This window comes from Pararhizobium gei (assembly GCF_029223885.1).
Lineage (GTDB): Bacteria > Pseudomonadota > Alphaproteobacteria > Rhizobiales > Rhizobiaceae > Pararhizobium > Pararhizobium gei.
Genome location: NZ_CP119409.1, coordinates 3,171,497 through 3,197,073, shown reverse-complemented (window position 1 = coordinate 3,197,073; position 25,577 = coordinate 3,171,497). Strand labels below are relative to the sequence as shown.

The 25,577-nt window shown below is 57.2% G+C and carries 22 protein-coding genes and 1 pseudogene; 10 read left to right on the top strand and 13 right to left on the bottom strand.

The genetic code is table 11. The features are described from left to right. Positions 1-170: 170 nt before the first annotated feature. The 6 genes from PY308_RS15510 to PY308_RS15485 all read right to left on the bottom strand — a co-directional run bounded on the left by PY308_RS15510 (position 171) and on the right by PY308_RS15485 (position 6,468). Entirely contained in the window at positions 171-1,772 is a 1,602-nt protein-coding gene (locus PY308_RS15510; RefSeq protein ID WP_275784218.1) for an MFS transporter, read from the bottom strand. Then, positions 1,769-2,212 (bottom strand): DoxX family protein, encoded by a 444-nt coding sequence (locus tag PY308_RS15505; protein ID WP_275784216.1) that lies wholly within the window; start codon positions 2,210-2,212, stop codon positions 1,769-1,771. The genes PY308_RS15510 and PY308_RS15505 overlap by 4 nt, the downstream gene beginning before the upstream one ends. A gap of 194 nt (positions 2,213-2,406) precedes the next feature. Further along, positions 2,407-4,389, bottom strand: coding sequence for an amidohydrolase (locus PY308_RS15500; protein ID WP_275784214.1), 1,983 nt, complete (start codon positions 4,387-4,389; stop codon positions 2,407-2,409). Then, positions 4,389-4,679: a XapX domain-containing protein gene (locus PY308_RS15495; RefSeq protein ID WP_275784212.1), complete on the bottom strand. Its 291-nt coding sequence runs from the start codon at positions 4,677-4,679 to the stop codon at positions 4,389-4,391. The genes PY308_RS15500 and PY308_RS15495 overlap by 1 nt, the downstream gene beginning before the upstream one ends. 59 nt (positions 4,680-4,738) lie before the next feature. Then, positions 4,739-5,431: a hydrolase gene (locus tag PY308_RS15490; protein WP_275784210.1), complete on the bottom strand. Its 693-nt coding sequence runs from the start codon at positions 5,429-5,431 to the stop codon at positions 4,739-4,741. A gap of 104 nt (positions 5,432-5,535) precedes the next feature. Next, positions 5,536-6,468: a ring-cleaving dioxygenase gene (locus PY308_RS15485; protein WP_275784208.1), complete on the bottom strand. Its 933-nt coding sequence runs from the start codon at positions 6,466-6,468 to the stop codon at positions 5,536-5,538. Between the two features lie 183 nt (positions 6,469-6,651). On the opposite strand from PY308_RS15485, the pseudogene PY308_RS15480 reads away from it, so the two are divergent. Then, positions 6,652-7,274 (top strand): annotated as a pseudogene (locus tag PY308_RS15480) (LysR family transcriptional regulator). A 127-nt stretch (positions 7,275-7,401) separates the two neighbouring features. Further along, on the top strand, positions 7,402-7,887 hold the full coding sequence (locus PY308_RS15475) for a pyridoxamine 5'-phosphate oxidase family protein (protein ID WP_275784206.1): 486 nt from the start codon (positions 7,402-7,404) through the stop codon (positions 7,885-7,887). 118 nt (positions 7,888-8,005) lie between these two features. On the opposite strand, the gene PY308_RS15470 is transcribed toward PY308_RS15475, so the two are convergent. Then, positions 8,006-8,749 carry an MOSC domain-containing protein gene (locus tag PY308_RS15470; protein ID WP_275784204.1) on the bottom strand — a complete coding sequence of 248 codons (744 nt, stop codon included), beginning with the start codon at positions 8,747-8,749 and terminating at the stop codon, positions 8,006-8,008. Positions 8,750-9,296: 547 nt separating this feature from the next. Between PY308_RS15470 and PY308_RS15465 the strand changes: the two genes are divergently transcribed. Beyond that, complete coding sequence (locus PY308_RS15465; protein WP_275784201.1) at positions 9,297-10,985, top strand: FAD/NAD(P)-binding protein; 1,689 nt, start codon at positions 9,297-9,299, stop codon at positions 10,983-10,985. A 205-nt stretch (positions 10,986-11,190) separates the two neighbouring features. Here the strand turns inward: PY308_RS15465 and PY308_RS22995 are convergent, their stop codons facing one another. Further along, positions 11,191-11,385 (bottom strand): helix-turn-helix domain-containing protein, encoded by a 195-nt coding sequence (locus PY308_RS22995; protein ID WP_350339846.1) that lies wholly within the window; start codon positions 11,383-11,385, stop codon positions 11,191-11,193. Between the two features lie 219 nt (positions 11,386-11,604). Between PY308_RS22995 and PY308_RS15460 the strand changes: the two genes are divergently transcribed. From PY308_RS15460 to PY308_RS15440, 5 genes are all read left to right on the top strand, one after another. After that, the gene (locus tag PY308_RS15460) at positions 11,605-11,907 is read left to right on the top strand and encodes a DUF6634 family protein (protein WP_275784199.1); all 303 of its coding nucleotides are present in this window, start codon (positions 11,605-11,607) and stop codon (positions 11,905-11,907) included. A gap of 1 nt (position 11,908) precedes the next feature. Then, the gene (locus PY308_RS15455) at positions 11,909-13,783 is read left to right on the top strand and encodes an AAA family ATPase (protein ID WP_275784197.1); all 1,875 of its coding nucleotides are present in this window, start codon (positions 11,909-11,911) and stop codon (positions 13,781-13,783) included. A gap of 627 nt (positions 13,784-14,410) precedes the next feature. Then, positions 14,411-14,686: a type II toxin-antitoxin system RelB/DinJ family antitoxin gene (locus PY308_RS15450; RefSeq protein ID WP_275784194.1), complete on the top strand. Its 276-nt coding sequence runs from the start codon at positions 14,411-14,413 to the stop codon at positions 14,684-14,686. A gap of 85 nt (positions 14,687-14,771) precedes the next feature. Beyond that, the gene (locus PY308_RS15445) at positions 14,772-15,020 is read left to right on the top strand and encodes a type II toxin-antitoxin system YafQ family toxin (protein ID WP_275784191.1); all 249 of its coding nucleotides are present in this window, start codon (positions 14,772-14,774) and stop codon (positions 15,018-15,020) included. Positions 15,021-15,283: 263 nt separating this feature from the next. Continuing rightward, positions 15,284-15,619 (top strand): hypothetical protein, encoded by a 336-nt coding sequence (locus tag PY308_RS15440; protein WP_275784189.1) that lies wholly within the window; start codon positions 15,284-15,286, stop codon positions 15,617-15,619. A gap of 275 nt (positions 15,620-15,894) precedes the next feature. Here the strand turns inward: PY308_RS15440 and PY308_RS15435 are convergent, their stop codons facing one another. Both PY308_RS15435 and PY308_RS15430 read right to left on the bottom strand, forming a co-directional pair. Then, positions 15,895-17,805: a UvrD-helicase domain-containing protein gene (locus PY308_RS15435; RefSeq protein ID WP_275784187.1), complete on the bottom strand. Its 1,911-nt coding sequence runs from the start codon at positions 17,803-17,805 to the stop codon at positions 15,895-15,897. After that, a complete protein-coding gene (locus tag PY308_RS15430; RefSeq protein WP_275784184.1) occupies positions 17,802-20,132 on the bottom strand; it encodes an AAA family ATPase in 2,331 nt (776 codons plus the stop codon). Before PY308_RS15430 ends, PY308_RS15435 begins: the two co-directional genes overlap by 4 nt. Positions 20,133-20,430: 298 nt before the next feature. On the opposite strand from PY308_RS15430, the gene PY308_RS15425 reads away from it, so the two are divergent. Both PY308_RS15425 and PY308_RS15420 read left to right on the top strand, forming a co-directional pair. Beyond that, entirely contained in the window at positions 20,431-20,973 is a 543-nt protein-coding gene (locus PY308_RS15425) for a deoxynucleoside kinase (protein ID WP_275784181.1), read from the top strand. Between the two features lie 10 nt (positions 20,974-20,983). Then, positions 20,984-21,853: a hypothetical protein gene (locus tag PY308_RS15420; RefSeq protein WP_275784179.1), complete on the top strand. Its 870-nt coding sequence runs from the start codon at positions 20,984-20,986 to the stop codon at positions 21,851-21,853. 378 nt (positions 21,854-22,231) lie between these two features. On the opposite strand, the gene PY308_RS22990 is transcribed toward PY308_RS15420, so the two are convergent. From PY308_RS22990 to PY308_RS15410, 3 genes are all read right to left on the bottom strand, one after another. Continuing rightward, on the bottom strand, positions 22,232-22,459 hold the full coding sequence (locus PY308_RS22990; protein WP_350339838.1) for an AbiV family abortive infection protein: 228 nt from the start codon (positions 22,457-22,459) through the stop codon (positions 22,232-22,234). A gap of 3 nt (positions 22,460-22,462) precedes the next feature. Further along, positions 22,463-23,523 (bottom strand): IS630 family transposase gene (locus tag PY308_RS15415; protein ID WP_275782665.1). Its coding sequence is split into 2 segments (ribosomal slippage): positions 22,463-23,031 and positions 23,031-23,523, totalling 1,062 coding nucleotides; the frame shifts between segments, so codons are not numbered across the junction. Between the two features lie 158 nt (positions 23,524-23,681). Further along, positions 23,682-25,454, bottom strand: a complete 1,773-nt coding sequence (locus PY308_RS15410) for a Z1 domain-containing protein (RefSeq protein ID WP_275791156.1) — start codon at positions 25,452-25,454, stop codon at positions 23,682-23,684. Between the last annotated feature and the right edge of the window lie 123 nt (positions 25,455-25,577).

Below are 25,577 nucleotides of genomic sequence, written 5' to 3'. Positions count from 1 at the left end.
GCGCCAGCATGAAGAGCGCCACGGCGGGTAAGGGATAATGTTGCTTCGGTCATGGCGGCTCTTTCATGGTTTAACGGGTGGTTGGTACTTCGGCTGCCGTTTCAAGCAGTCATGATTGACGGTCGCTGAAAGCGGCAGTTGCCGGCCGTTCCCGGTCCCATCTAAAATCGTCAGGTTGCCTTCCCGGGTTTGTTGATCGAGAGAAGGTGCCGGACAACCGGCTTTTCCGGGCCGTTATGAAAAGCAAGAACCTTGCTCTGGAGGTCTGCATCCGCATTCGATACGCGCTTGTGCTGCCTCAGGTGTTCGGCCCATGATTCGACCATGAACCATTCCGTGATCTTTTCCGGATCGGCGGAATCTTCCGTTACGCCCCAGCCATAGGCCCCGTCGCGGCGACGTTCCGATGACATGTCGTCCAGGGCATGCAGGAATTTCGCACGATTGTGCTTTTCGACGTGGTAGTCGATCAGGATGAGAACCGGACCACGGTCATGCGCCACAGGTTCGGCGACGAGCGGCTCCGGCCAATGGTTGGACGACATGAGATCCGTCTCGCCGGAAGGCAGCTTGATGCGGTGCATGATGAAGCCTGCGACGAGCAGTCCGGCCGCTCCGATCAGCAATGTAGCGGGCACGCCGACGGCTTCCCCGACGGCACCCCATCCAAGGCTGCCTGCCGTCATCGCGCCGTTGAAGACCGTGAGATAGACGGCAAGGCCGCGTCCCCGCACCCAATTGGGCAGAACAGCCTGCGCCGCACCGTTCAGGGTGGTGAGGGCGGTGATCCATGCGGCTCCGAGAAAAAGCAGAATGACAACCGCCAGCCATTGCGGCGGCGCGAAAGAGAGGGCTCCCATGACGACCGCCGTGACGATGGCGGAGCCCAGAAGAAGGGCGTCGGAATTGAAGCGTTGCCGCAGCGTCGGCATGACCAGCGCGCCGCCTATGGCGCCCGCGCCAACTGAACCGAGAAGAAGTCCGTAGAAGCCTGCATCGCCGCCCAGAAGCTGGCGTGCCACCAGCGGAAGCAGCGCCCAGACCGCACTGGCAAAGGCGAAGAAGATCGCCGCCCGCAGCAGCACGACGTGCAGAGGTTTGCTGGCGCGGGTGTAGCGCAGTCCGGCGCGGAATGCGCCAAAAAAATTCTCCGACAAGGCATCGTCGGCGTTTTTTGCGCGCGGCCACCAGATCAGCGCGGCGATGACCACGATGTAGCTGGCGACGTCTGCACCGTAGGTGACGGCGGCTCCAAAAGCCGCGAGCAGCAGGCCACCGGCCGCCGGGCCGATCGAACGGGCGATGTTGATGCCGAGCGAGTTGAGTGCGACGGCGCTCTTCACATCTTCGCGTGGCACCAGCTCGGGCACGATCGCCTGCCATGTCGGTCCCATCAGGGCAGCGCCGATCCCACCCAGAAAGGTCAGCCCGATCAGGGCGCTGACCGAGAGCATGCCCATGTGGGACAGGATCATCAGCGATATGCTGACGGTGGCGAGCAGGAGCTGGACGGCGATCAGGAACTTGCGCCGGTCGAGGATGTCCGACAGCACCCCGGCGGGGATCGCCAGCAGAAAGATCGGCAAGGTGCCAGCGGCCTGCACCATGGCGACGGCTGCCGGTGCGGCCGACAGATCGGTCATCAGCCACGAACTGGCGACATCGCGCATGAAGCTGCCGGTGTTTCCGAGAACCGTTGCAGCCCACAGGACAGCAAACACGGGTTGGCGGAGCGGCGCGAAACCGCCGCCGGACGATTTCGTCGCGCTCATTTGCTCGCTCCCTTCGTGAGGTCGGCGATGGCGACGATGACGAACGCTCCGGCAAGGCCAAGATGTTCGAAGAATGCATTGGTTGCCATCATGCGCTCCATACCAGCCGGCATGTTCCAGAACCGGAGAGCGACAAAGGTTGCAAGAAGCGTGAAGATGGCAAGCGCAATCGCGCCAAGCCAGCGGAAGAAGCCGGACAGAACCATGGCGGACGCCGTGAGTTCGAATGCGATGACGGCAATTGCGAAGAATGCCGCAGGCTGGAGGCCGAAATGCTCCATTTCGGCTATGGCACCTTGAAAATCGAAAAGCTTGGTGAGCGGCCCCTGAATATAGGCGGCGCATAAGGCAAGCAGCGCGATGAAACGCGTCACCGGCGCGGCAGCGACATTTGCGAGCAGCGCGCCTTGGCGTCCCGTGGATGAAGAGTGATCAATCATGTCTGCTCCTGTCATGTTGGCCGGTCGAACCGAGCGGCATTGTTTTGGCTGGTGGAGCGATATTGGCCAGAAAGATGTCCGCCAACAATTGCATCAATAGTTCTCAGTTCGTTGCTATTTTTGCAATAATTATCTCGCTCAAACGGGCAGTGGTAGCTGCCCGTTCTGTTCGTCCAGCGCGATGCGGTGCGCCTTTACACGGCCCAGCAGGAGCATCCGAGAGCACCGAAGAAGCCTTTGAGATCGGTGATCGGCAGCTTCGAGGTCCAGGCGCCTGCATGGTCGTGGCCGTGAACGCCACAATCGCTGGCACATCCGCATGTGGAGATCGCGGTTCGACGCAGCGAGCGTTCGCCGGCGCCCTGTGGTTCGCCCCAGGCTGCGTAACCGCCGAAGGTTCGCACAGGCGACCAATCGGGCATGGCGGGCGGCACGTCGTTCTCGTCGAGCGTCTTGAAGTCTCCTGCACCGTAGACGATCTTGCCACCAACCATTGTCAGCTCAGACACCAGGAACGAGATCTCGTCCTCTGCGCAGGAGAAGAAGTCCTTGTCTGGCACGACGAGGTCGGCGAACTGGCCCTTCTCGATGCGGCCCTTCTTGCCTTCCTCGTTGGAGAACCAGGTGACTTTTTCCGTCCACATGCGCAGCGCCGTTTCGCGGTCGAGGCAGTTGGCGCGCGGATAGAGCTGCAGGCCGCCAACCGTCTTGCCGGTCACCATCCAGGAGAGCGAGACCCAGGGATTGTAGGAGGCGACGCGCGTTGCGTCCGTGCCGGCCGAGACGTGGACGCCCTTGTCGAGCATCTTGCGGATCGGCGGTGTCGCTTCGGCGATGCCGTGGCCATAACGCTCGACAAAATATTCGCCCTGATAGGCCATGCGGTGCTGGGTGGCGATACCGCCGCCCAGTGCAGCGATCCGATCGATGGAGCGGTCGGAGATCGTTTCGGCATGGTCGAAGAACCAGTTGAGGCCTTCGAGCGGGATATCCTTGTTGACCTTCTCGAAGACGTCGAGGGAGCGGCTGATGGTTTCGTCATAGGTGGCGTGAAGACGCCAGGGCCAGCGGTTTTCGGCGAGTATCCGCACGACGCCTTCCAGTTCCCCTTCCATTTCCGGAGCCAGCTCCGGTCGCGGCTCGCGGAAATCTTCGAAGTCGGCTGCGGAAAAGACCAGCATTTCGCCGGCGCCGTTGTGTCTGAAATAATCGTTGCCCTGCTTGTATTTGACCGATTGCGTCCAGTTGAGAAAGTCTTGCCTCTCCTCCTTCGGCTTCTGCGTGAACAGATTGTAGGCGAGGCGGACGGTCAGCTGATTTTCGTCCGACAGCTTCTGGATGACGGCATAGTCATCCGGATAATTCTGGTAGCCGCCGCCGGCATCGATGACGCCGGTGATGCCGAGGCGATTGAGTTCGCGCATGAAATGGCGGGTGGAATTGACCTGGTAGTCGAAAGGAAGCTTTGGCCCCTTGGCCAGCGTCGAATAGAGAATGCCGGCATTCGGCTTGGCCAGAAGAAGCCCCGTCGGGTTGCCGTTGGCGTCGCGGGTGATCTCGCCGCCGGGCGGGTTCGGGGTATCTCTCGTGTAGCCGACGGCGCGAAGAGCAGCGCCATTCAGCAGCGCGCGATCATACAGATGCAGCAGGAACACAGGGGTATCGGGTGCGATGGCATTGATTTCGTCGATGGTCGGCAGGCGCTTTTCGGTGAACTGGTGCTCGGTAAAGCCGCCGACAACGCGCACCCATTGTGGAGCAGGCGTAATCGCCACCTGTCGTTTCAGCATGTCCATGGCGTCGGCAAGCGAACGGACACCGTCCCAGCGCAGTTCCATGTTGAAGTTGAGACCGCCGCGCACGACGTGGGTGTGGTTGTCGATCAGGCCCGGCAGGACGCGCTTGCCCTTGAGATTGACGATCTTCGTCTTCGGCCCGGCGAGCGCCATGATTTCGCTGTCGGTACCCACCTCCAGGAACAGGCCGTCCTTGATGGCGATGGCGGTCGCATTCGGGTTGGTGCGATCAAGGGTCGTGACCAATCCGTTGTGAAGAACGATGTCTGCATGCATGGACGTGGCTCCGGTCTGAGAAGGATCGGCGGCATGGGCCGGCGAAAACAGATTTGGAAAAGCAAGGCTCGATGCTGCCCCCAGGAATGTGCGTCGCGTCGTCATCAGCTTTTCCCCGAGGTCGGTTCTTCGCGCGGCAATGTCGCCTCCACGGCAGTCACCCCGCCCTTCGGGAGGTGGCCGAACATGTGCGGCTTGACCTGATGAAGCCAGGATACCGCAGCCGGCTCGCGGCTCCAGATGTTTTTCGCCAGCGGCACGATTTGCTCGCCGACCAGAATGCCAAGCAGGCCGACAAGTGCAACGACCGGCGGAGCAGGCGAGCGGACATTGAGAAGCCCGTAGATAACCCCGACGAGGAGGCCGACGGCGAGCGAGAGAAGATAGATTTTCATCCGGCGTTCCCTTCCAAAAGAGTGCCCCGCCAGGCGGATCCGGACGGGGCTGTTTCAGATCAGATGGCGGCCGGGTTCGGGCCGATGCGCTTGCCGTGGCTGACGCGCTCGGCGCCGCCGTGAACGTGCGTGACGGCGTAGTCGATGCCCATACCGTAGGCGCCGGAATGCTCCTTCACCAGTTTGGTGACCGCGTCATAAGTCTCCTTGCGGGCCCAGTCGCGCTGCCATTCGAGCAGAACCTGCTGCCAGGTGACGGGCACGACACCCGCCTGTACCATGCGGTCCATGGCGTACTTGTGGGCATCGACCGAGGTGCCGCCGGAGGCATCGGCGACCATGTAGATTTCGTAATCGGTGTCATGCATGCAGGAGAGCGCGAAGGTCGTGTTGCAAACCTCGGTCCACAGACCGGCGACGACGATTTTCTTGCGGCCGTCAGCGGCATGCTTGGCCAGTGCGTCGCGGACGTTCTGATCGTCCCAGGAGTTCATCGAGGTGCGCTCGAGAATGTCGTTCTCCGGAACGACGGCAAGCAGTTCGGGGAAGGTGTTGCCGGAAAAGCTGTCCGTTTCGACGGTGGTGATCGTGGTCGGAATGTTGAAGATTTTGGCCGCCTTGGCCAAACCCACGACGTTGTTCTTCAGAACCTGCCGGTCGATCGACTGGACGCCGAATGCCATCTGCGGCTGCTGGTCGATGAAAATCAGTTGGCTGTTCTGCGGGGTGAGGACCTGGAGCTTGCTGGACATGGTATGTTTCCTTCTCGTTGGGTTGGATTAGGCAATGGGGCAGGGAAGGCGGCACGTCTTGAACGTTATGCCGCCAAATTGTTTCAAAGCGACGTCGGCCGACGTCAGGCGGCGAGCGGGGCCAGTCCGGCCTCGATCTGATCGCGGAAAGGCTCGTAACGGGCAGGCAGCTTCAAAACCTCGCCGAGATGCGCTGTGTCTTCGTCGCGGTCAAAACCAGGCTCGTTGGTGGCAATTTCAAACAATATGCCACCAGGTGTGCGAAAATAGATCGCCCAGAAGTAATCGCGGTCGATGACGGGCGTGACCTGGTAGCCGGTATCCATCAGGGCCTTGCGGACTTCGAGTTGTTTTGCGCGGTTCTCGACGGCGAAGGCGATATGATGAACCGAGCCAGCACCCTGCCGTGCGAACGGCGTTTTTGGCAGGATTTCCAGATCGATCGTGTCGGCGCCGTTGCCACCCGGGATGATGAAGCGCGTCACATCGCCTTCCGACTCGGCGCGTTGGTAGCCCATGAAGCCGAGCAGTTCGGCGGTAGCGGCGGTGTCATGCAGGCGAAATTTCGCACCCGAAAATCCCCGGATGGCGACGCTGTCGTCGATACCGGCACCGTTCCAGGCCTTGCGGCTGTCGTCGGCCGTTTCGATCAGGGCGAAGCCTTCGCCGTCCGGTCCATTGAAACGCAGGCTGTTGGCGCCGAAAACTGTGCCGGTCTGAAGATTGCCGGTCCCTTTGGCTGCCAGACGATCCTGCCAGAAGGAGAGGGAGCCCTTGGGAATCGCAAACTGCGTTTCGCTGACTTCGCCGACGCCGGGCCTGCCGCGCATGACGTCCGGGAAGGGGAAGTAGGTCATGACCGTGCCGGGGGTGCCGGCCTCGTCGCCGTAATAGAGGTGGTAGACATTCGGATCATCGAAGTTCACGGTCTTCTTGACGCGGCGCAAGCCGAGACTGTCGGTGAAGAACGTGTTGTTCTGGCGGGCGTCTGACGCCATCGATGTGATGTGGTGCAGTCCCTTGATATCCTTGATCATGATGTTCGCCTTCCGTGGCTGGCTTGGGTTGTCTTGTGTGATTGAATATCTACCCCCGTTGATCGTCGTCCGGAATTGCAATAATTATTTTCAATGTGTTGCGCTGGATGAAATAACAAAATGAACGATTAGAAGGCTCTTCGAACCTTTCTCCTTGCTGCGGAGAAGCGGAACTTTGCCCAGGTGGCGGGGGAACTCGACATGACGCCGGCAGCCGTCACGCGGGCAATCGCCGCGCTGGAGGACGATCTCGGCGTGCAGCTTTTCGTGCGCACGACGCGGCAGGTGTCCTTGACGACGGATGGTGAGATCTTCGCCGCGCAGATACAGCCGGCCGTACAGGCGCTGGAAGATGCCAGAAAAGATGTGGTGAACACCCACAGGGCCGATCACGGCCGTCTCAGGATCAGCGCTCAGGAAGCCGGTTTGCGGATATGCGGCATCCGAACGAACTGACGCCTGACGATTGCCTTGCTTAAAGCGAGGAGAGCAGACGGGAAAACTGGGCTTTGTCAGACGGTAGCGGCACAGCGAGCATTTCCGCCGGCCGCGCGTTCAGCGCCATTAGCGGGGAGGTGCTCGCAAGCATGGCAACCGATGGCATGGGGGTCGCGATGCTGACCCGCTTCCATGTCGGCGAGCATCTGCGCGCCGGCCGTCTTATTCATGTCCTGCAAGCCTGGTCGCCGCCGGAACTCTGGCTGACCCTCTATTATCCGCCCTATCAGGCACTCCCCCCGCGGATCGCCTCGTTCTCGAAATTCTTCGAACAACAGCTTCCGGCGTTCATGGCAGGGATCGAATAGGGCTGGTTGCAGATCAGTCGATCGATGCCGTGTCCGGCCATGCGCTTTATCGGGGTCTTGATTTTTGCCAACCTGGCTTCATCTACTTCGTCGTGTTCAAAACCAAGACAAAACGGGAGTACGATGAGTGGCCGACGAGCAAGAGCTAAAAGAAAAATTCTGGAAAGCGCTAAAATCGGACATGACGCTGATGCTGGGATTGGCTGGTGTAGACGAAAGCCACACGCGGCCAATGACCGCGCAAATCGAAGGAGATCACGGGCCGATCTGGTTTTTCACGTCAACGGAGTCGAAGCTGGTCGGCAAGCTGTCCGAAGGCTCGCGTGCAGTGGCCACGTTCGCCTCCAAAGGTCATGACGTGTTTGCGGCGATCCATGGCAATCTCGGCATCGACACCGACCGGGCGACAATTGATCGGTTATGGAACCACTATATTGCAGCGTGGTACGAAGGCGGCAAGGACGACCCTAAACTCGTCCTCCTCAGACTGGACGCAGAGCATGCGGAAATCTGGAAGGACGGCTCAAGTTTGTGGGCGGGGATAAAAATGCTCCTCGGGTCCGACCCCAAGAAGGACTACCAGGATAACGTCGCCGATGTCTCGTTGAGATAACATAAGCCGCCGAGCGCCTTTGACTCCGCAGCGATTGGCGCTCGGTGGTCCACGCATCAGGCCTGGCCGAGCATTCGGGCTGCCGTCGCTAGCGGACCAAATGCAGGCGAGAGCAGCTTCAGCACTCGGAGATCGAAAAAAGCTCATCTCCAAGGGAAATATTGCCCCCGGTCGCGACGGAACAATAGATCCCAAGGTTTCGGCGATTGTGACGGAGGATGCCCCTCAAGAGGTCGGCGTCCTCCTTGAGGCCGGGCTGGGCGATCAAAGTCATCCCGCATCGTTTGGTTTCCTCATCGGCGTGGGCGACCACGGTGCCAACCGTGATTTTTGTGCCAATCCAGGCGCTTTCGAGGAAGGCGTGCACGTCCCTGGTGGTTAGCAGCACTGTTGGTCGAAAACGACGAACGTCAATAAAAGGCCTCTCCGTAAGCCTAGCGCAATGACGGAGCGAGGCGGTGGTGAGGATATGCAGGGGACTTGGTACATAACGGTTGACTGCAATGGCGATGTCCGGGTCCGATCCCGGCTTTCCATAGGAGCGGACCGCGACGGGAAAGCCCAGGTATTCCGACAAACGACCGTTCAACGCGCCGCTTCCAATGTCATGCCACTCCCCGTCGGGGAAACCGATTTCGACTGTTCCAGCGGCAGTTCGTGATCGCAGGAAAAGAACTGGTCTCCACCTCGCGTCCTTTTCCGGCGCTGCGGGCCTTCCCGTTTGCGCATCGACAAGGCCGTAAATCCTGTCGCCGACGACACCACCGCGGTCCAGCGTCAGTGTATCGAGGCTTTCTCCGCCGAGAGAGCTGACTGGATAGCGCCATAAGCTTTCGACGGTTCCTGCGCAGTTTTCTCGCAAACCCTTGCTCCATTTCGGTGACGAACCGCCATGATCGACGTTAACAGCTCCAGCGGGTGTTCGTTCGAATATATTGTGCGTCTCGTGTCTCATTGCCGAGATATAGCCCGGTGTCGCGATAGCTACTCGCCCGCTACAATATTAGCGATGAAGGGAACGAATATCGCGACCAAGGGTTCTGGTGGCGAGGGTGGCAGCGCGCGCGTATTGGACGTTACGGACGTGGCGAACATGGGGATTTCTCCGATTTCTCCCCGTGACCAGCGAAACGGCGATCGAGCGTTTAACCCGACATCCGGGCCACAGAACGGAAGGTCGAGCTTGATAAAACCGCCAGGTCGCCGTCCCGTTGCCTGTCAAGGAAGCAGATTTGATCGAATGGCATCGGGTTGAATTTGCGGTGGCGGTGGTGAGGCGGTCAACGCTCGACTTTGCGCCATCGAGGAGGAGGTCGATCGGGGAAAGTAAACCCGCTCCTCGTATCGACAGCAACCCATCAATTGATCCATGGCGCACCGACCGACGGATTCCAACACATGAGTTTAAAATGACCAGCATTGCCATCATCGGCTCCGGTCCGACCGGGATTTATACTTTGAAGGGGCTGATGGAGAGCGAGACACCTTTGTCGGTGACCGTTTACGAAGCCAATGCCGATCCAGGCAAGGGGACACCCTATCACCCCCGCGCCAACGACAGGGCGATGCTTGCCAATATTGCCAGCATCGAGTTGCCGCCCGTGTGCGAGAGCCTGACGCATTGGCTCAGGCGCAAGAGCCCTGCCGAACTCGCCATGCTCGGCGTCCCGGTCGAGACCATCGGCGAGCGGGAATTCTATCCGCGGGTCGTTCTTGGAGCGTATTTCGAGGCGCAGCTCAATGCACTGTTGGCGAAGGCCGTGGCTCGCGGCCATACCGTTGATATCAAGGCAAGTCACAGGGTCTTGGATATCCAGCTCAGGGAGAGCGACATCAACGTGGAAGTCAAGGGCGAGGACGGCGCTACGGACTCCAAGGCGTTCGACCATGTCGTCATGGCCACGGGTCATGACTGGCCGGAGAAGACCGAGACCAAGCCGGGTTTTTTCATTTCTCCGTGGCCAGCTAAAAATCTCGATACGATCGGCGATGTTTCCGTCGGCGTACTCGGAACGTCCCTGAGTGGTATCGACGCGGTGGTATCGGTTGCCACAGCGCATGGGTCGTTCCTGCTCGATGATTCCGGAACGATGCAGTATCACTCTGCATCCGGTCCCGATTTCCACTTGACGATGATGTCGAGGAAAGGCCTTCTGCCGGAAGCAGACTTTTACTGTCCTATCCCGTACGAGCCACTTTCTATTTTCACGGAAGCTGCAGTGGACAGGCTGGTTGACACCGTTCCGGACAGGCTGCTCGACGAAATATTTGAGCTCTTTCGCGCGCAGCTATTTGCCAGCGATCCCGCATATTCCGAGCGCATCGGCCTTGGCATGCTGACCGTTGAGACCGTGGCGGACGCTTATTTCTCGGAACGCGAATCATACGACCCGTTTACCTGGGCAGCGCTGAACCTTGGGGAGGCCAGGACCAACAAGGCGACGCGTACCACGGTCGCCTGGCGTTATTCGATCCTGTGCATGCACGAAACCGTTTTGCGGGCGGTCCCACATTTCAACGAGGAAGACCTGAAACGCTTTCACAAATATTTCAAGACGCTGTTCGTGGATGACTATGCGACCGTCCCGCACCAGTCGATCGAACGTCTGCTGGCGCTTCACCGGGCGGGGCGACTCTCCGTGCTCAAACTCGGTCCGGACTACAGGCTCGACAACGACAGTGCCGAACAAGGTGCCGTGATCGAGATCTGCGATGATCGGCATGCGTTCACGGCGTTTATCGACGCGACAGGCCAGCATGCTGTCTCAGCCTGGGATGTCCCGTTTCCAAGCCTGATCGCGCAGGGCGTGGTTCGCGAAGCGCGGACCGTGAAGGCTTCAACGGCATTCGCGGCGACTGACGACACTGCCACCGTCGCGACGGGGGGGATTGACTTGGATAGCCAGTTCCGGCCGAAATTCGAAAAACCGCTCAGCCATAGTCTTTACTGCGTGTCCATACCGTTTCTGCTTCACAAGCTGCCATTCGTTCAGGGAATCACGAGCGCAGAGGAGCTCGGAAGCCGCGTAGCGAAGTCAATTCTCGATGATGTCGGATGCAGGGAATTCGGCCTCAAGGCGGTACGGCACTATAGTTGACTGAAATGCGCGCCGTTTTCTTCGGTATTAGCAAAACAACAGCTACATCTTCAGACGGCTTTAGAGGGAATATTGGTGCAGCCGGCGGGAGAAAGTACGAACCAAATATGGTCCGCGCTGAATGAAATGATTGCCTGGAGAGATTTGCTTAGGGGTACCACTCTCGGCCTCTCGGACAATTAATAGGCAGCGGGCTTGTCAACAATCAGCTTTCACGGCCGGAGTTGTTGATAAGCCCCCACCCGTTCCCGTCAACCGGCCGAACGAACACGATCCCCTCTTGCTCGTAAAATGTCTGCAGCAAGACAGAGCCATGCGTCCAGTCGCGCCGGCCGGATTCAAGTCGTTGTATTGAACTCCTCGATATTCCTGCAGCATCTGCCACCTCGGCCTGCTTCATGCCAAGGAGTTCTCGAGCGGCCCTGAGTATGTTGGGTGGAGCGATCATTCTGGAGCACCATTACGCTGCCCTCATCAATCACTGTCATCCGACAGACACAAGCGAGAAACGCTGGAAATCAAGATTCAAAAAAATACAGACGCCCTTCATATCCCTATGGACGCCTGGGGCGTCCTGCGGTACGAGCTCTTGTATGGGCAACTGGGAAGGATTGAGCACATGACATTCGCATTCGATGACCCGGGCATTATGCGGCGCTTGCTCCGCGACCTGGAGGAACTGGAAGCGGGAAAGCTGGACACTGCGGATATTCTGGCAAAGGCGCCGCTGCTTGAGGATCACAGGCTTGTGCTCGGCTGGTGCCACGCGATGAAAGGAATCGTCACTGGTCACCCATTGCTCCCAGATGGGGGCGAAATCGTCACCAGCCAGCTCATGTACATGAACCCAGACATTGGTCTCGCCCGCACCCTTAGCCGTTGGTACCGTCTCGGTATGCCCCGACCGAAGAAAGGGCACTGACATGAAGCGCGATCAACTCCGTGAACGCTTCCGGGATCTGAAGAAGGACCCGAGTGGCCTTCTGGCCTACTTCGCACTTCGGCGATTGATGAAGGAGGATGGTGTCAACTTTCGCTCCGGTGATGGATTTGTCATCGCAACCGTCCCACTCGAATTTAGACCGCTGTCTTACAAAAGGGCCTGCCATGTCGTCTTAAATGACGACGCCGACGAATGGGGACTGCACCCCGAAGCCGTGAGACTGGCCAACCCAATCAAGCGGAAGAGGCCCATCGAACTAGAGCCGTCCATCTTTGATCTACGAGGCCTGCGAATACTCCTTGCAACGCACATCAACGAGGTACCCAAAGAAGTGCGCTTCGTCTCGAAGCAGATCTTGTCGCTGAGGCCACCTTCGGCCGAAGATGTCCACGCTACCCGCCGCATTCTGGGATTGCCGGCATTGAGCGAAGAGCAAGTGAGTGTCCTTATCGGCAAGCCGGAGAGCGTGATGCTTGCCGGCGTGATGAAGCCACTGTGGTCAGTTGATGATACACGGGCGCTGCTCGAGCTTGAGCATTCGGACCAGGACGGGCCCAGTCTATTCGATCTGCCGGGCTTCGAAGAACAAAAGGTTTGGGCACGGGGATTGGCCAAAGACATCGAGCTCTGGCGACAAGGGAAGTTGGGTTGGAAGGATATCGGACAGAGTGCTCTCGTATCCGGTGCGCCTGGCGCGGGAAAGACGTACTTCGCTTCGGCCCTATCGACGGCTCTGGGGTTCCGTTTGATCCAGACCACCGTGGGTGTGTGGCAATCTGGGGGCTACCTCCATGAAATGCTGGCAGCGATGAGAAGGAGTTTCGATGAGGCCAAAGCAAGTAAGGGTGCAGTCCTGTTCATCGACGAATTCGACAGCATCGGTTCTCGCCCCTCCAGACCGACCGGTCATCCCAATGAGACGTACTGGCAAGTAGTCATTAATGAGTTCCTAAGCCTGATGAACGCCCCCGGAGACGGCGTGATCGTTATCGGTGCCACGAACTATCCGGAATGGATTGATCCCGCGATCCTCCGGGCAGGCCGGATTGAAAAGCACTTCAAGTTAGGCCTGCCCGACGCTGCGACCCGGGCGGAGATCCTGCGCTACCACACAGGAGGAGCTCTGCCTTTCGAATCCTTGATCGAGATTGGCAACGATCTGGGCGGGAAGTCCGCAGCAGCACTCGAAGAACTCGTTCGAACCGCCCGCCGACAAGCAAGGAATGAGGAGCGTGAACTTCAGGCGAGCGACTTACGCGCTGTCATGCCTGAAAGGAGGAGTTACACGCCCGAAGAGCTGTTCAGGCTGGGCGTCCACGAAGCCGGACATGCCTTAATCGCGCTGGCGCTAAATTGTGCGCGCTCCGCGACGATCGAGATAAGGGATTCCTTCGACCTTTCCCCGGATTCCTATCAGCGAGGCCAAACTTCGTATGATCTGTTGGAGAATAACCTACCCACAGAGACCGTTCTTCTGAATCGGATCGCGGTTGCCCTCGCAGGAATGGCAGCCGAGGCGGTCGTCTTCAACGACAGATCCTTGGGCTCTGGAGGTCTAGTTGGCAGTGACATCGAACATGCAACTGCAATCGTTCGTCGGCTGGTTGGATCATATGGTCTGGGTGAGACGCCATTCTTCGTTGCCACGCCAGAAGCGCTGGATGTCAAAAAGATGCCTGCCGCGCTTGAGGCCGAGGCGATGAAAATTTTGCGTGCACAGTACGAACGGGTCCTTGGCATTCTCTCCGGCGAAAAGGACCAGCTTATCGCTTTGGCGGCTGAGGCCGCTGCACACGGTAAGGTGATGATTGAGCGAGATGACGGGCTGGACGCCCGAAAACGCGGCGGCGGCTGACGAAGACGAGAGGGGCACAATTTACTTTCAGCACTTCCTACGCAGGCGGGGGTGACCACATCAAACTGAATGAGCCTTCGATGACATTCGAATATCGCCTTATTCGCATTCCGCGGAAGATGGCGGAGCGTCACATGCTACGCAAATCAAGTAGGGTCGGCAGCAGGTCGTGCTTTGAAACGTCCACTGAAAGTTCCGGGATTATGCAGCAAATGCCATAAGGTTGGTGACTTGATGCTATGGCAATCTATAATTGCATAGACGCCATCCGTTCACGTCAATCGGCTCCTGCCGCGCAGGTTGAATGGACGGGAGCATGGTTACAAGACCGACACGAATCTACTGACGACTTCGCCCCGTGATAAAAGGCGACCGTTAGCATGTTTCGTGTTCCTGCATCGACCAAGACGGGTCATGATTGACCTCCTACAAGGCCTGCCGAGAGGCGTCGCCGGGATTCCGAAGGGCGTATGCATCTCGCGCATCTGCCGCTGACATCGCTCATTCTCAGGCGACAGAAACTGGACCCTTGACTGTATCGCATTTGAGTTACATATATGTCTTGCGGTCAAGCTGACGAGTTGCCGCCGTGGTAGAAGTGAATTTGGTCGGAAGGGAGATAAAGAGATGGCTGCTACCAAAATGCTTCATGTCCGGGTCGATGACGACCTAAGCGAGGACGCAAACGCCGTCTTCCGCTCCTTGGGTTTGACAATGTCGGAAGCTATTCGTCTATTTCTTCATCGGTCTGTGGTGAGCCAGGGTATTCCGCTTGAATTAAAGGTGCCAAACGCGACGACTCTTGAAGCTCTGGCAGAAGCCAGGCAAATGCGACGCGCAAAGAAGGTACGGTTTTCGACGCCTGAGGAGCTTTTTGCCAATCTTAACGAAGCCAAAGACTAAGCATAGCAGGTAGATTTCGTTGAAAAAAGAGAGTGCTGAACGACGAGCCCCGCTGCCGAGAAGCTCAGACTACACTAGGGCGTTCGTGAAAGACTGGGACCGCTACAACAAAGCGGGAAAATCCGACATGAACCGAGCCACCGAGTTGATGACACTCATCATCTTCAAAAAGAAACTCGGTCCCGAATGGTCTGATCATGAGCTGAATGGGAGCGAATGGAACGGCGCTCGGGAAGCTCATATCGGTGGAGACTTTCTGCTGGTGTACACCTGTGATGATGACTCCGTTGAATTTGTCAGGCTCGGCACCCATTCGGAGTTGTTCGGTCGATAGAGCGTGAGTTGAATGTAACGACACCGATCTAGAGGACCGTTTTTGCGAACTGGCAAACGCCTCTGTGAAGCTTTTTTTGATCGTTTTGCTATATTAGATTGTCGTTTGCTTTTCAGCTCAACCTTGTGGCATTTGCTACCTAATTCCGGAAAGTTCCTGAGCCATCCTGTCGAGACATCCGACAGACTTCCTACGATCTTGTCGACGACTACCTTCCCACGGAGACTACGCTTCTCAACCGAATTGCGGTTGCGTTGGCAGGCATGGCCGCGGAAGCCGCTGTTTTCGATGATCGGTCACTGGGTTCAGGGGGACTTATTGGCAGCGATATCGAACGCGCAACTGCGATTGCGCGGCGGCTAGTTGGAGCCTACGGCTTGGGCAAGGCGCCCGTCTTCTACGCCAGCGTCGAGGAAGTCGCCGGAAAGACTCTACCCGCCGGTCTGGATGATGAAGTCACCGAGATCGTGCGCAGCCAGTATGAACGAGTCCTTGCCATGCTGGCCCATCAACGGGATCGACTTCTTGCGCTGGCCGGTGATGCCGCCGCCCATGGTTTGGTGAGGATCGAGCGAGAGGTACGGGGGAACGCGGCATGAGAATGGGACTGCATGCTCATAGGCGCTTTTCACATCATTTGATTTCTGTCGCTATCAATCCAAATATTGGTTCAATCGATCCAGAAATTGGTACGGTGGTAACCCATATCTGGTTATCCTTCATGCGAGCATGCCACTCATCTGGACACCGTAAACCAGCTATTGGAGCGGAATAAGACTCGCCGCTTGTCGAGAGCGAAGCAAAAAAAAGCGGAAGTGCGCTTGTGGGCCGTGTTAAATTTGCAGTTCGAACCTCAGCCAATTGTATAAGGATATCATACATTAGGGTGGCTTGGTATCTCGGACAAAACTTCCTCTGCAGCGAACCATCCGTTGGCGATAACATGCGCACGAACTGCAACCGGATCGGGCGAATACGCGACAAGAGCCAAACTAGATCGCGCGCGACTACAAGTCACATAGAATAAGCGTCGTGTTCGGTCGAGGGAGGTTTCCTTGCCGTCTTGAACGTTTTTAATGTCGGCGGCCGTTGGCGCTTTGGCACCCAGCAGCTTGTCGTAGCCAAACAGAAAGCCACGAGCTTCCCCGTCGTCCATGAGAACCATCACGCGCTCGAATTCCAAGCCCTTGACCCCCTGATGCGTGTCAAATGGGGCTTGGTGCGCGACATAGGCAGCATACGGCGCGATCTCTGAGAACGGGCAGTCGAGGAAGGCAACAAGAGCCGCGATCTGATCGCTAACGGGATCGGCCTCCTCGTCGCCGGGTGTTTCTGTCGCCGTGGCCTGCTTAGCCGCTAAGGCAGCCTTGAGACTTTCAGGGATCGCAAAGAGATTGGTTTCGGTGATGTTTGCAGTGACAGCGGCACAGGTGGGTTCGCCGCTAGCCCAAAGGGTCATAAGACTGTCGATGGCGGCCTGGGCAGCGCGGAGCTGCGCAATCGGCCTGTCGTTGCCCTTCAAAATTTCTTTGCTGAGTAGTGGAGAGCTTTCGCGCGCCAGCTTCGTCGACGCGAACTTGTCACCCTTCTGCTGTGCTGTGACGAGTGGCAGAACATAGTGCGTGAAGAACCGGCTCGGCGCGAAGCTGCCGTCGAGGAAGCTGGTTCGATAGTCGTCCACGGAAGCCAGTGCCTCAAACATCTGCAGGAAGCCCATCCGCCGGGCTGCCATATGATGCTCAAGGGTCAGAATCTTGCACTTGCTCACGTCGGACCAGTCCCGATCGCCGGTCAACCTCATCATGTAGTCTCGGACTCCCTGTTCGACGGTGGGTTTGTCCGCTACATCGATAGGAAACACGAACAGCCGCGCCCAGCCTTCTGGTTGGTCGTCGCGCGGCTCCTGTTTGTGGTCGTCAGCGTCGCCGCGAATTTTGTTGATAAGGCGCACAATGCGCTTCGGGCAGCGGTGATTAAGCTTTTTCTCCGGCGTAGCCCAGCTTTTCGGAATCTCGCTTTCAATCCGCTCTTTGCCATCTGGATAGATGCGCTGCATCGTGTCGCCAATTAGGCCGAGGCAAAAGCGATCAGCATGTGCGTTCTGCACCGCGAACAAAGCGTCGATAAGCGCGCGACTTGTGTCCTGACTCTCGTCGATCAAAAGGAACGGGAACTTCTCGACAAACATACGCTGCATAAGCGGCTTCGTGAGCAGGAAGGTCGAGAAAATCTTAATGACTTCGCTGTGATTCAGCGCGTTACGCTCACGATTGTCGCCACTCGGGTTGTAGGTGAAGGTTCTGATCTCAGTGAGCCGGTCGAATCGGCGCTGCTTGGAGTCGATCTGGGCTTGGCGCGCGGCCGATGCCTTCGTGCCCGCTCGGCCCTTCGCCTCTTCTGCTTTAAGGTCGGCGATCTCCCGCTGTAGGTTGTCTTTCAGCCAAGCGCGGATATCGGTATTGAATCCCTGTATTTGTGACCAAGCGAAGCTGTGGATAGTGCGCACTACGAACAGGGGATCATATTCGGTCCGGCGGTTGATCTCGTCGCAGGCAGCATTTGTGTAGGTGATGACGGCGACCTGCCTACCGCGAAGGCGCAGAACATCCCGATATGTCTTCGCCAAATATTTCAGCGCATTCACCAGCGAGCGCGTTTTGCCTGAGCCCGCACCAGCAAAGAGGAAGAAGCTAGTGGGCTTCTCCAAGCTTAGAAACTTTGCCAACTCGTCCTCAACGTGGTCGTCGAGCGTGACGTTCGATGTTGCTGTTGCAAGGTTGTTCACGCCGCGGCCTCCTCTGGGGCTTCACCCGCCGGCGGCGCGTCGTCGTTTTCTACGATCTGGACCAAACCAAGTTCCACCTGCTTTTGTTCAAGCTGGCCAGCCAACCAGAGCAGTCCCTCCTTGATATAAGCAGGCGGCGTCAGCGAACGCGGGTCCTCAATTTCTAGCAGGTCTAACGCGAACTCGGCTTTACTGCCACCTTCGAGGGCAGTCTTTAGCGCGTCGCTCAGGGCATTCAGATCGGCGCTATCAGCGATGGCGGTGCGAAACTTGGCAATGAGTCCGTTCCCCGGCAACGTTTCGAACAGGTGGAGGTTAGCCATCACTATCGCGTCTTCAAGTGTATAGGAAAGGGCCTCGGCGGTTTCGCCTTTAAATGTGGCCTGGATGGGCGACTGGTAGGCCACTCGCACCGAGAAATTCTCGTCTGCGTAGGTTTTGACCTTTTCATGTTCGGGCTTGTCGAGCAACGGATCCAGATCATTGATAATGGGCCACCATGTCCGGAGGGTTGCGTTGCGGGTTGTACAGCCAGCTCCCCGTACAGGCGCCGCGCTGGTACCCGCTGCATTGCAGGAATCGATGTCAGTGATAACCAATGTGGTGAGCCCGATCTTCTCGAGCAAGCTGCGCAGCTTGTGGGCATGGCTACCGCCGATCTCCAGCCAAGTGATGTAGCTTTCCGAGAGTTTCTCAAACTCCGTACGGTAATTTACAAAATTGGGCACTAGAATGCGTTCTGCTGGCCCCTCAATCAAAACCGCCGCGTCAGCAAAGAACAGATCACAGTGGGTGACGCGCAGGTAGCGCGTCACGAAGCGCTTTGTGTCCGGATCTGCGCCAAATGCGTTTCCCAAGTTGACAACACAAGAGGTTGGGATCGACTTCTCGCCGCCCGGCAGGCGGCGAAAATAACGAAGGGAGTCAAACTCGCACTCGTGGGCAACGTGGCTGGAGTGGGTACTGACCACCATCTGCGTCACAAAATTCTGGCCCGTGCCAAGGTCCTGATGGTTGCGCAAAATCTTGTGCGCCTGGCGGATGAAAACCTGCTGAACCTGGGTGTGAAGATGCACCTCGGGCTCTTCGATCAGCACCAAATGCATCGGTGGGACGATTGTGTCGTCGGACGCCTTATGCTTCGCCTTGCCAACACGCATCCAACTGTCGCGGAAGGCCATGAGACGGAAGACCATGGAGATGAGGTTCTGGTAGCCCAATCCGTTAGAATCTTCCGGGAGATATAGGTCAGTAGCTGCTTCGCCGTCATGAATCGGCACTACAAACTGAACTGCCGCGTCGTGGTTCAGTCCCTCAACTGGGCGCAGCCGTGTCGAAATGTTCAGTTTCGGATCCGTGACACCCGGGTAACCAAGTCTGTGAATCTCCTTTAGCGGGCTCTTGAAGCCGTCACTTAGCCGCAAGTTGAAGGCCTTCTGGGCCTCCTCGATCGCCTTGAGGGCAAGGAGGTCTTGCGCGTCCGGGTTCTCGTAGGGATCAAGATGGCGAGTATAGTATTGACGAAGCTGGACTGACAGCTTCCGCGATCCGGTGATGGTGACGGCGACATCCTCGTTGTTGTCTTCACCTGCCACCCCGAAACCACGCTGGGCACTAATCTCGTCGATTCGAATGAGGCCGCGAAACGGATCGCCATCTATCGGCTCGCTTCCATTGAGGTCCTGCGGCTGAGCTTTACCATGCACCGGATCGATGCACGCGGCAGGGTCGAGCACATATGACCTAACCGTGAAGAAAGCCGTCAACCGACGCTGCAGGAACTCGACAAGGTTCTGGGGCCAAATGGCAACTTGAAAGTCAGCGGCGGTCTTACCTTGCTCTGCGGCCAAAGCGGCACCGGCCGCCTGCAGCGCCAACGCTTGGATGCGTGCATTCACATATTCCCGCTGCAGTTGCGTCGCATCTTTTGGCTCCAGGCGCATTCGCACACCAAGCAATCCACCATCCCAATCGAGGGTAGGAAGGATCTTTTGGACATAGTGTATTTCGTCCTCGGCGACGTGAAGCCAGACGTCGAGGAATGGCAATATTGGATCCCATTCCGGGGCCGGCAACGCTTGGTTTTCAATGTGTGCGGCTTCCCAAGTTAAGCCCATCGTGTTGATTGTCGGCCAATGTGCGAGTGTGAAGTCATTGAGGCAGAAACTGGAGCGCTCACGATCTACGAGGAAATAGCGTAATGCAGTAATCGCTGACGTCTTTCCGCTATTGTTTGCTCCAACGAACACGGTTTTTTCGGGGGATAGGCCTATCCTTGTCGAGAGCAATTTTCGGAAGTTTGCTATTTCTACAAATTCAATACGCATGCTTCTGCCCCCTCTACTCAGCACTACGTGAGTGCTATCACAATAGCGCGTGTTCTTCATGCAATTTTGTCGAGCAACCACATCGAGATTGCAATTTCAGAAGTTCTTTTCGGGTCACCGATTGTGATCGGGTCTTTGGATGCGGTCGCTGATTGCGGCTTTGGGGCTTTGGGGCTTTGGGGCTTTGGGGCTTGGCCATAACGCTTCTGACATCCGAGATAGCGGCACCAAGCGGAAATGATTTCCGGTTACAGCCAATACTAGGTACTGCTTACGAGCGTTTACTCTGGAGGTTTAATTGATAATCTGGCTCTCTGGGCCAACAGGCGCCGGCAAATCGACAATGGCCGGATTGCTTGCAAAAGTTGGTTACAGCGTGGTCCGGGAGTCTGCGCCGGCTCCGCTTTTCGCAAATTTCGTGAATGACCCACAACAATACTGCGCGGAGGTTCAAGAAGCGCTTATGCGTTCCAGGCACTCTCAATGGGCGGCTTTGCCTAACCGAAAGAAAGTCGTGTTTGACCGCAGTATAGACGAGGATTTTTCGATCTTTTGCCGGATGCACGGCATGTCGGGGCTTATTGACGATGAAACGCTTCAAAAGCTAGACATTCTTTGTCGTAAACTGCAGGAAGATATGCCTGTTCCCGACCTAATCCTCTACCTCTCCGCCGACAGCGATACGCTCGCCGGACGAATTGTAGGTCACCCCAAAGCAATTCGAGACCATCTAGGCACGCAGTTGAAATTGTACGATGAATGGATTTTGGGACGTCGCGAGAGTGTTGCGAAGCTCGATAATTCGAGATGCCAGCTTGAAGATTTCATCAACGCTTTTTAGTGAGAGTTCAATGTTAAACCCAATCCAGCGTTGGATTATCTTTTGTGTATTTTGCCTCGCAACCATGAGCTTCATGTCCCTTGAGGGTTTCCTAATTTTTGCCATGGTCGATAAGGGTTTCTCTGGAGGTAGCACCGTAGCCGCCCTCATGAACACGACAGTGCTGGGCGGTTTGGGATTCCTTTTCAAGAGACTGGTAGAGGATACCTTCGTAAAATCCGAACTCCTCCCTATGGGCAGGTTGCACCGGCTTGCAACGGACAGAAGCGGCATTATCGAAGATGGTCGCCGGAGCAACCGGGATGTTTTCGAAACGCGAAAAGCATTGGTGACCAATACGCTGCGATTTGTCGAAGAAACGCTTCAAGGGTGGGTTCCTGGCTCTCATTTCGAGCTTTGCGTGTTCGTCGATGCGAAAGAGCCACTACTGTTCAGCTACTTCGACTCCAATCATGATACCGTTGCACGCAGTATGGCATTTCGGGAACAAAACCCCAGATTTTATCTCGATAAAGGCTACGAGGTGACCAAGGTTCTGTCGAACCCCACTTCGCAACCGCGCGTAATCGGCGATACCCACGACACCAAGAGAAGCTATTCGTTCACAACAGATGAACAGCGCAAACAAATAAGGTCGTCGGTACTTCTTAACTTGGATTTGGCAAGGCCGTTCGCGCTTGTTTTGTCCAGTAACGTGAAAGGAGCATTCAAAGACAGCGACGATAAACTGATGTCATTCATACGATATACCGGAGAACTAATACGGTCCGACCTGCTGGATGGCGGCTTCATTGATGGAATTCGCGCGATGAAGCCCGCATTGTTTCCAGCCAGCGTGCCTGTGATCGAGCATAGCGCGACTACACAGATCGTTGTGTGAGGACCACGTTCCTACGCTTCAGTTGGGTTAGTCGGAGCCCTTCGCGACGCTAGCATTTCGCGAACCTCCCGCATTATCGAGCGGTTGCACGCTAAAACTTTCTCGGATGAGTACATTCTGAATGCCACGAGATGGATGAAGGGAATCTCCCTTACCAACTGAACAGCAAGGGTAGCCTCAGCAATAAGGTATTCGACATCGCCGCGATGTATGATCTTTTCGGGCTGAAAATGAGCTTGGTCTTGAATGTCGACATAAAGACCGTACTGCTTGAAAGCGTCGTATGCGCCGATTTTGGCGAGAAAGCTGCTCTCTCGATTTGGCTCTAGGACCTGGCTAATTATTCGTTCTTCAATCTCGTTATCTTCAAGTTCTTGGCTAAAAAGGGACGAATGATTTTGCCTCCTTGAGCCCGGCAAAGACCCGATGCTTGGAGCCGTGATTGGTAATGTCCTTTGAGATGTCGCGCTCGATAAGACCCTTATCCTTCCAAAGGATCAAGCAGGCCTTGCCAGCTTCCTCGATTGAAACGGATGCCAATGCGCCCGCAGTGGCGTAGGACCCCGCGTCGTATAGGATATTAGCATCTCTTATACCAACCGTCACTGATTAGAACCCTTGCGCCCATTTGCGTCGGCCGATTGACATGATCTTCCATGGTCGTTGCTGGAGGGTTCTCCAAGCGTAGCAGCAGTGGTCGACGATATCCTCGTAGGATTTGAAGACTCGGTTTGAGAGCCAGTTGTCCCTCATGAACTGCCAGATGTTTTCGACCGGGTTCAACTCGGGCGATTTGGGCGGCAGTGGCAGGATGGTGATGTTTTCTGGAACGACGAGATTGTTGGACATGTGCCATCCGGCCTGATCCATGATGAGGACGGCGTGTGCATGAACGGCGACGTTGCGGGATATCTCGATCAGGTGCTGGTTCATGGCATGGGTGTCGCACCACGGCATGACGAGAGCGGCGGCCTTGCCGTGCTTGGGACAGATGGCACCGAAGATATAGGCCGATCGGGTTCGCTGGTCGTGCGGCGCGGACGGCCTTGAGCCCCGCTTGGCCCAACGACGCGTGATCTTGTTCTTCTGGCCTATCCGGGCTTCGTCCTGGAACCAGATTTCGATTACTTTGCCCTTGGCGGGACCTGCGGCGATTTCTGCCACAGCGGCGGGGAAGTTTTTTTAAATGCCTCGGCCGCCTCGGCATCCTGCGCATGATGTCTTGGGCGAGCCGAGAGCTTGCGATAGCCCATGGCACGCACTTCGCGGCCCAGGGTCTCCTCGCTCACCGAGATGCGGAACTCTTCCCAAATCCATTGCGCCAGATCACACAGACGCCAGCGAACGACTCCATCCAGATACGGGGTCGGTCCGCGCTCTATGGCTTGCGCCAAAGCCGTTCGCTGTTCATCGTTCAGGAGAGAAGGTTTGCCCGGGGCCTTGCCGTTGATAAGGCCGGCGGGACCGCGTTCATTGAAGCGCACCACCCAGTCGCGCACGATCTGAACCGTCACACTGCCAAGCCGGGCGGCATCGGCGCGTGAGCCGCCATCATAGATCGATGCAAGTGCCAGAAGCCGCCGTGCCTGATCGGCATCGCGTGTCTGCCGAGCCAGAAGCCGCAACCTGGCTCCGTCGAAGTCCGATCGCAAAGAAATCGCTGAACCCATCACAAACCTCCAGTTTGCATCACAGATTCAGATTCGTTGGCTGCTGGGAATCCCCTTCAGAGTCATGCTCACTGACGGTTGGTATTAGAACCCTTTCTGCGTTCTGAAGAATAAGTGCTGACAATGGGCTCAGGTCGAAATCATCACTACTATCCATCTCAGTCATCGTCGCCGCCATTGTCACGCACGCTGGAGGCAAAGATGCTCGGCGACGCCTGAGCCGGAGCGACAAGCACTGGCCACCAGAATGGGCAATCACGCCATCCGTCTTCCTCCCGTCCTTCCTGGCCAAGCAGCGCCAGAATCGGCAGCCCTCCGCCCAGTGAACGGAACGCGGTTCGTTCCTGATAGGACAACGGGGCGTCAGAGTAACGGCCGCCCGCGCGCCGCCGGGCAATCGTCCTGCCTTTCGGCGCAACGATCCAGCACTCTCCGCGCTCCTCGGCCGGCGACGCGACCTTGGAGAAATACTCGACGGCAGCGCGGCACGCTTCCCAGTCGAACGAATAGCCATCCTCGAACCGAAATGCCTCTTCGAGTAAATCAAGGATCTGCACTGCCGTTTCGCATTTGAACCTCACCGGCTGCTTCGAGTCGACAGCGTCCGGGGGCACCAACGCATCGACCTTCGCCATGATTTTCGACAGATCGGTCTTCGCCTTGGTCTGGAACCCAATAGGCAACAGCGCACCATTCGGACGCAGCGAGACGATGTCCGACACAAGGATCTTGCTCGGCGCGCAAGGAATGACCCGGTTGGTTACGTCGCGCATAACGAAAGCCACACCCCGATCGTGCGCCCCGGTCTCAAACGCATGACGCAAGGCGGAATCGAATTCATGAACCGACTTCAAGGCATTGTAATTTCCCGCCGTGGTGTAGAACCGGCTGACAGCCAGATCTTCCTTGGGGCGGTTGCCATACATGCGCGCATGCTGAAGGACTGTGTCCTGCTGCATTTTCTTGGGCGAGCGGCCATAGAAGAACCCGAGCAGGTTAGGCACGGTTATACCCCGGTCCAGAATCTGCCCGCCGATGAACACATTGAAGGGGGTGCGCAGGCGTAACTCGGCGTTCTCGTCGAGCAGGGCCTGAACATCGTTGTCCGAATTGACCCTTTCAGTTACGACGCCGCCCTTGATGAAAGCCTCCCGAACCAGAGCGAAGGTTGAGTCGTTATCGGGCAACGCATAGCCACCGGCCGTTACCGACCGCTCCAGGTCATCGATTGATCGTTTCACCAATTCGCCAAAGATCGGGTCACCCGCTGTCGCAGCCTGCGACATGCCGGCAATGATCTCCTGTGCGACCGTGTGTTGCCACGTGTGCGACGCTCTGGCCGTCTCGACATGGACAATCATCGAATAGCGACGCTGAGGGATGCCCGCCTGCTTCTGCTGGAGCCGGCGTATCGAGGCTGCAGTCACGAACGTCACCAGCGCATGTCGCAAGGACTCGGTTCGCTTCGACGTCAGTGCTTCATCGGTACGGACCCGACGTCGATCTTCCTTCTTGAGTGCCGTCAGTTCATCGTCGGTTACAGGATGCCAGAGGTAGAATTCGGGGTTGCTCTCGTCGTGCTCACCGAAATATTGGTCGCCGCCGACATACCCGCCGTGGATCGGCACGAGTTGGGTGAAGGCCGGCCGCTTGGGCTCGAATGTGAAGTTCTGACCCGGGGTGGCTTCGTACTCTTCGGGTTGGAGGTAGAGCGAGTAGGGAGTGGCAGTCACCTGCAAGACTGCCGGGTTTGTCAACTCTCGGCGCAGTTCATCAATCCTGTCGGCGATGCGCCCCTGTTCGATCTCGTCCGAACCCTTCTTCTTGGTGAAGCGGATGGAGGCGAAATCGGCTTCGTCATCCACGATCAGGACACGTTTCCCCGCCAACCGGGGATGGGTTTCCGCGAACAGCTTCACCAGCCGCCGCATGTTGTTGGACTCCTTCTTGGCCACGAAGATCAGCTTGTGGCTGTCGATTTCCCATGCCGTCAGATTTGGCACTGTCATGATATCGTAGACTGCCAGCTCCTCGGCATCGCGGAATTCGCGGTA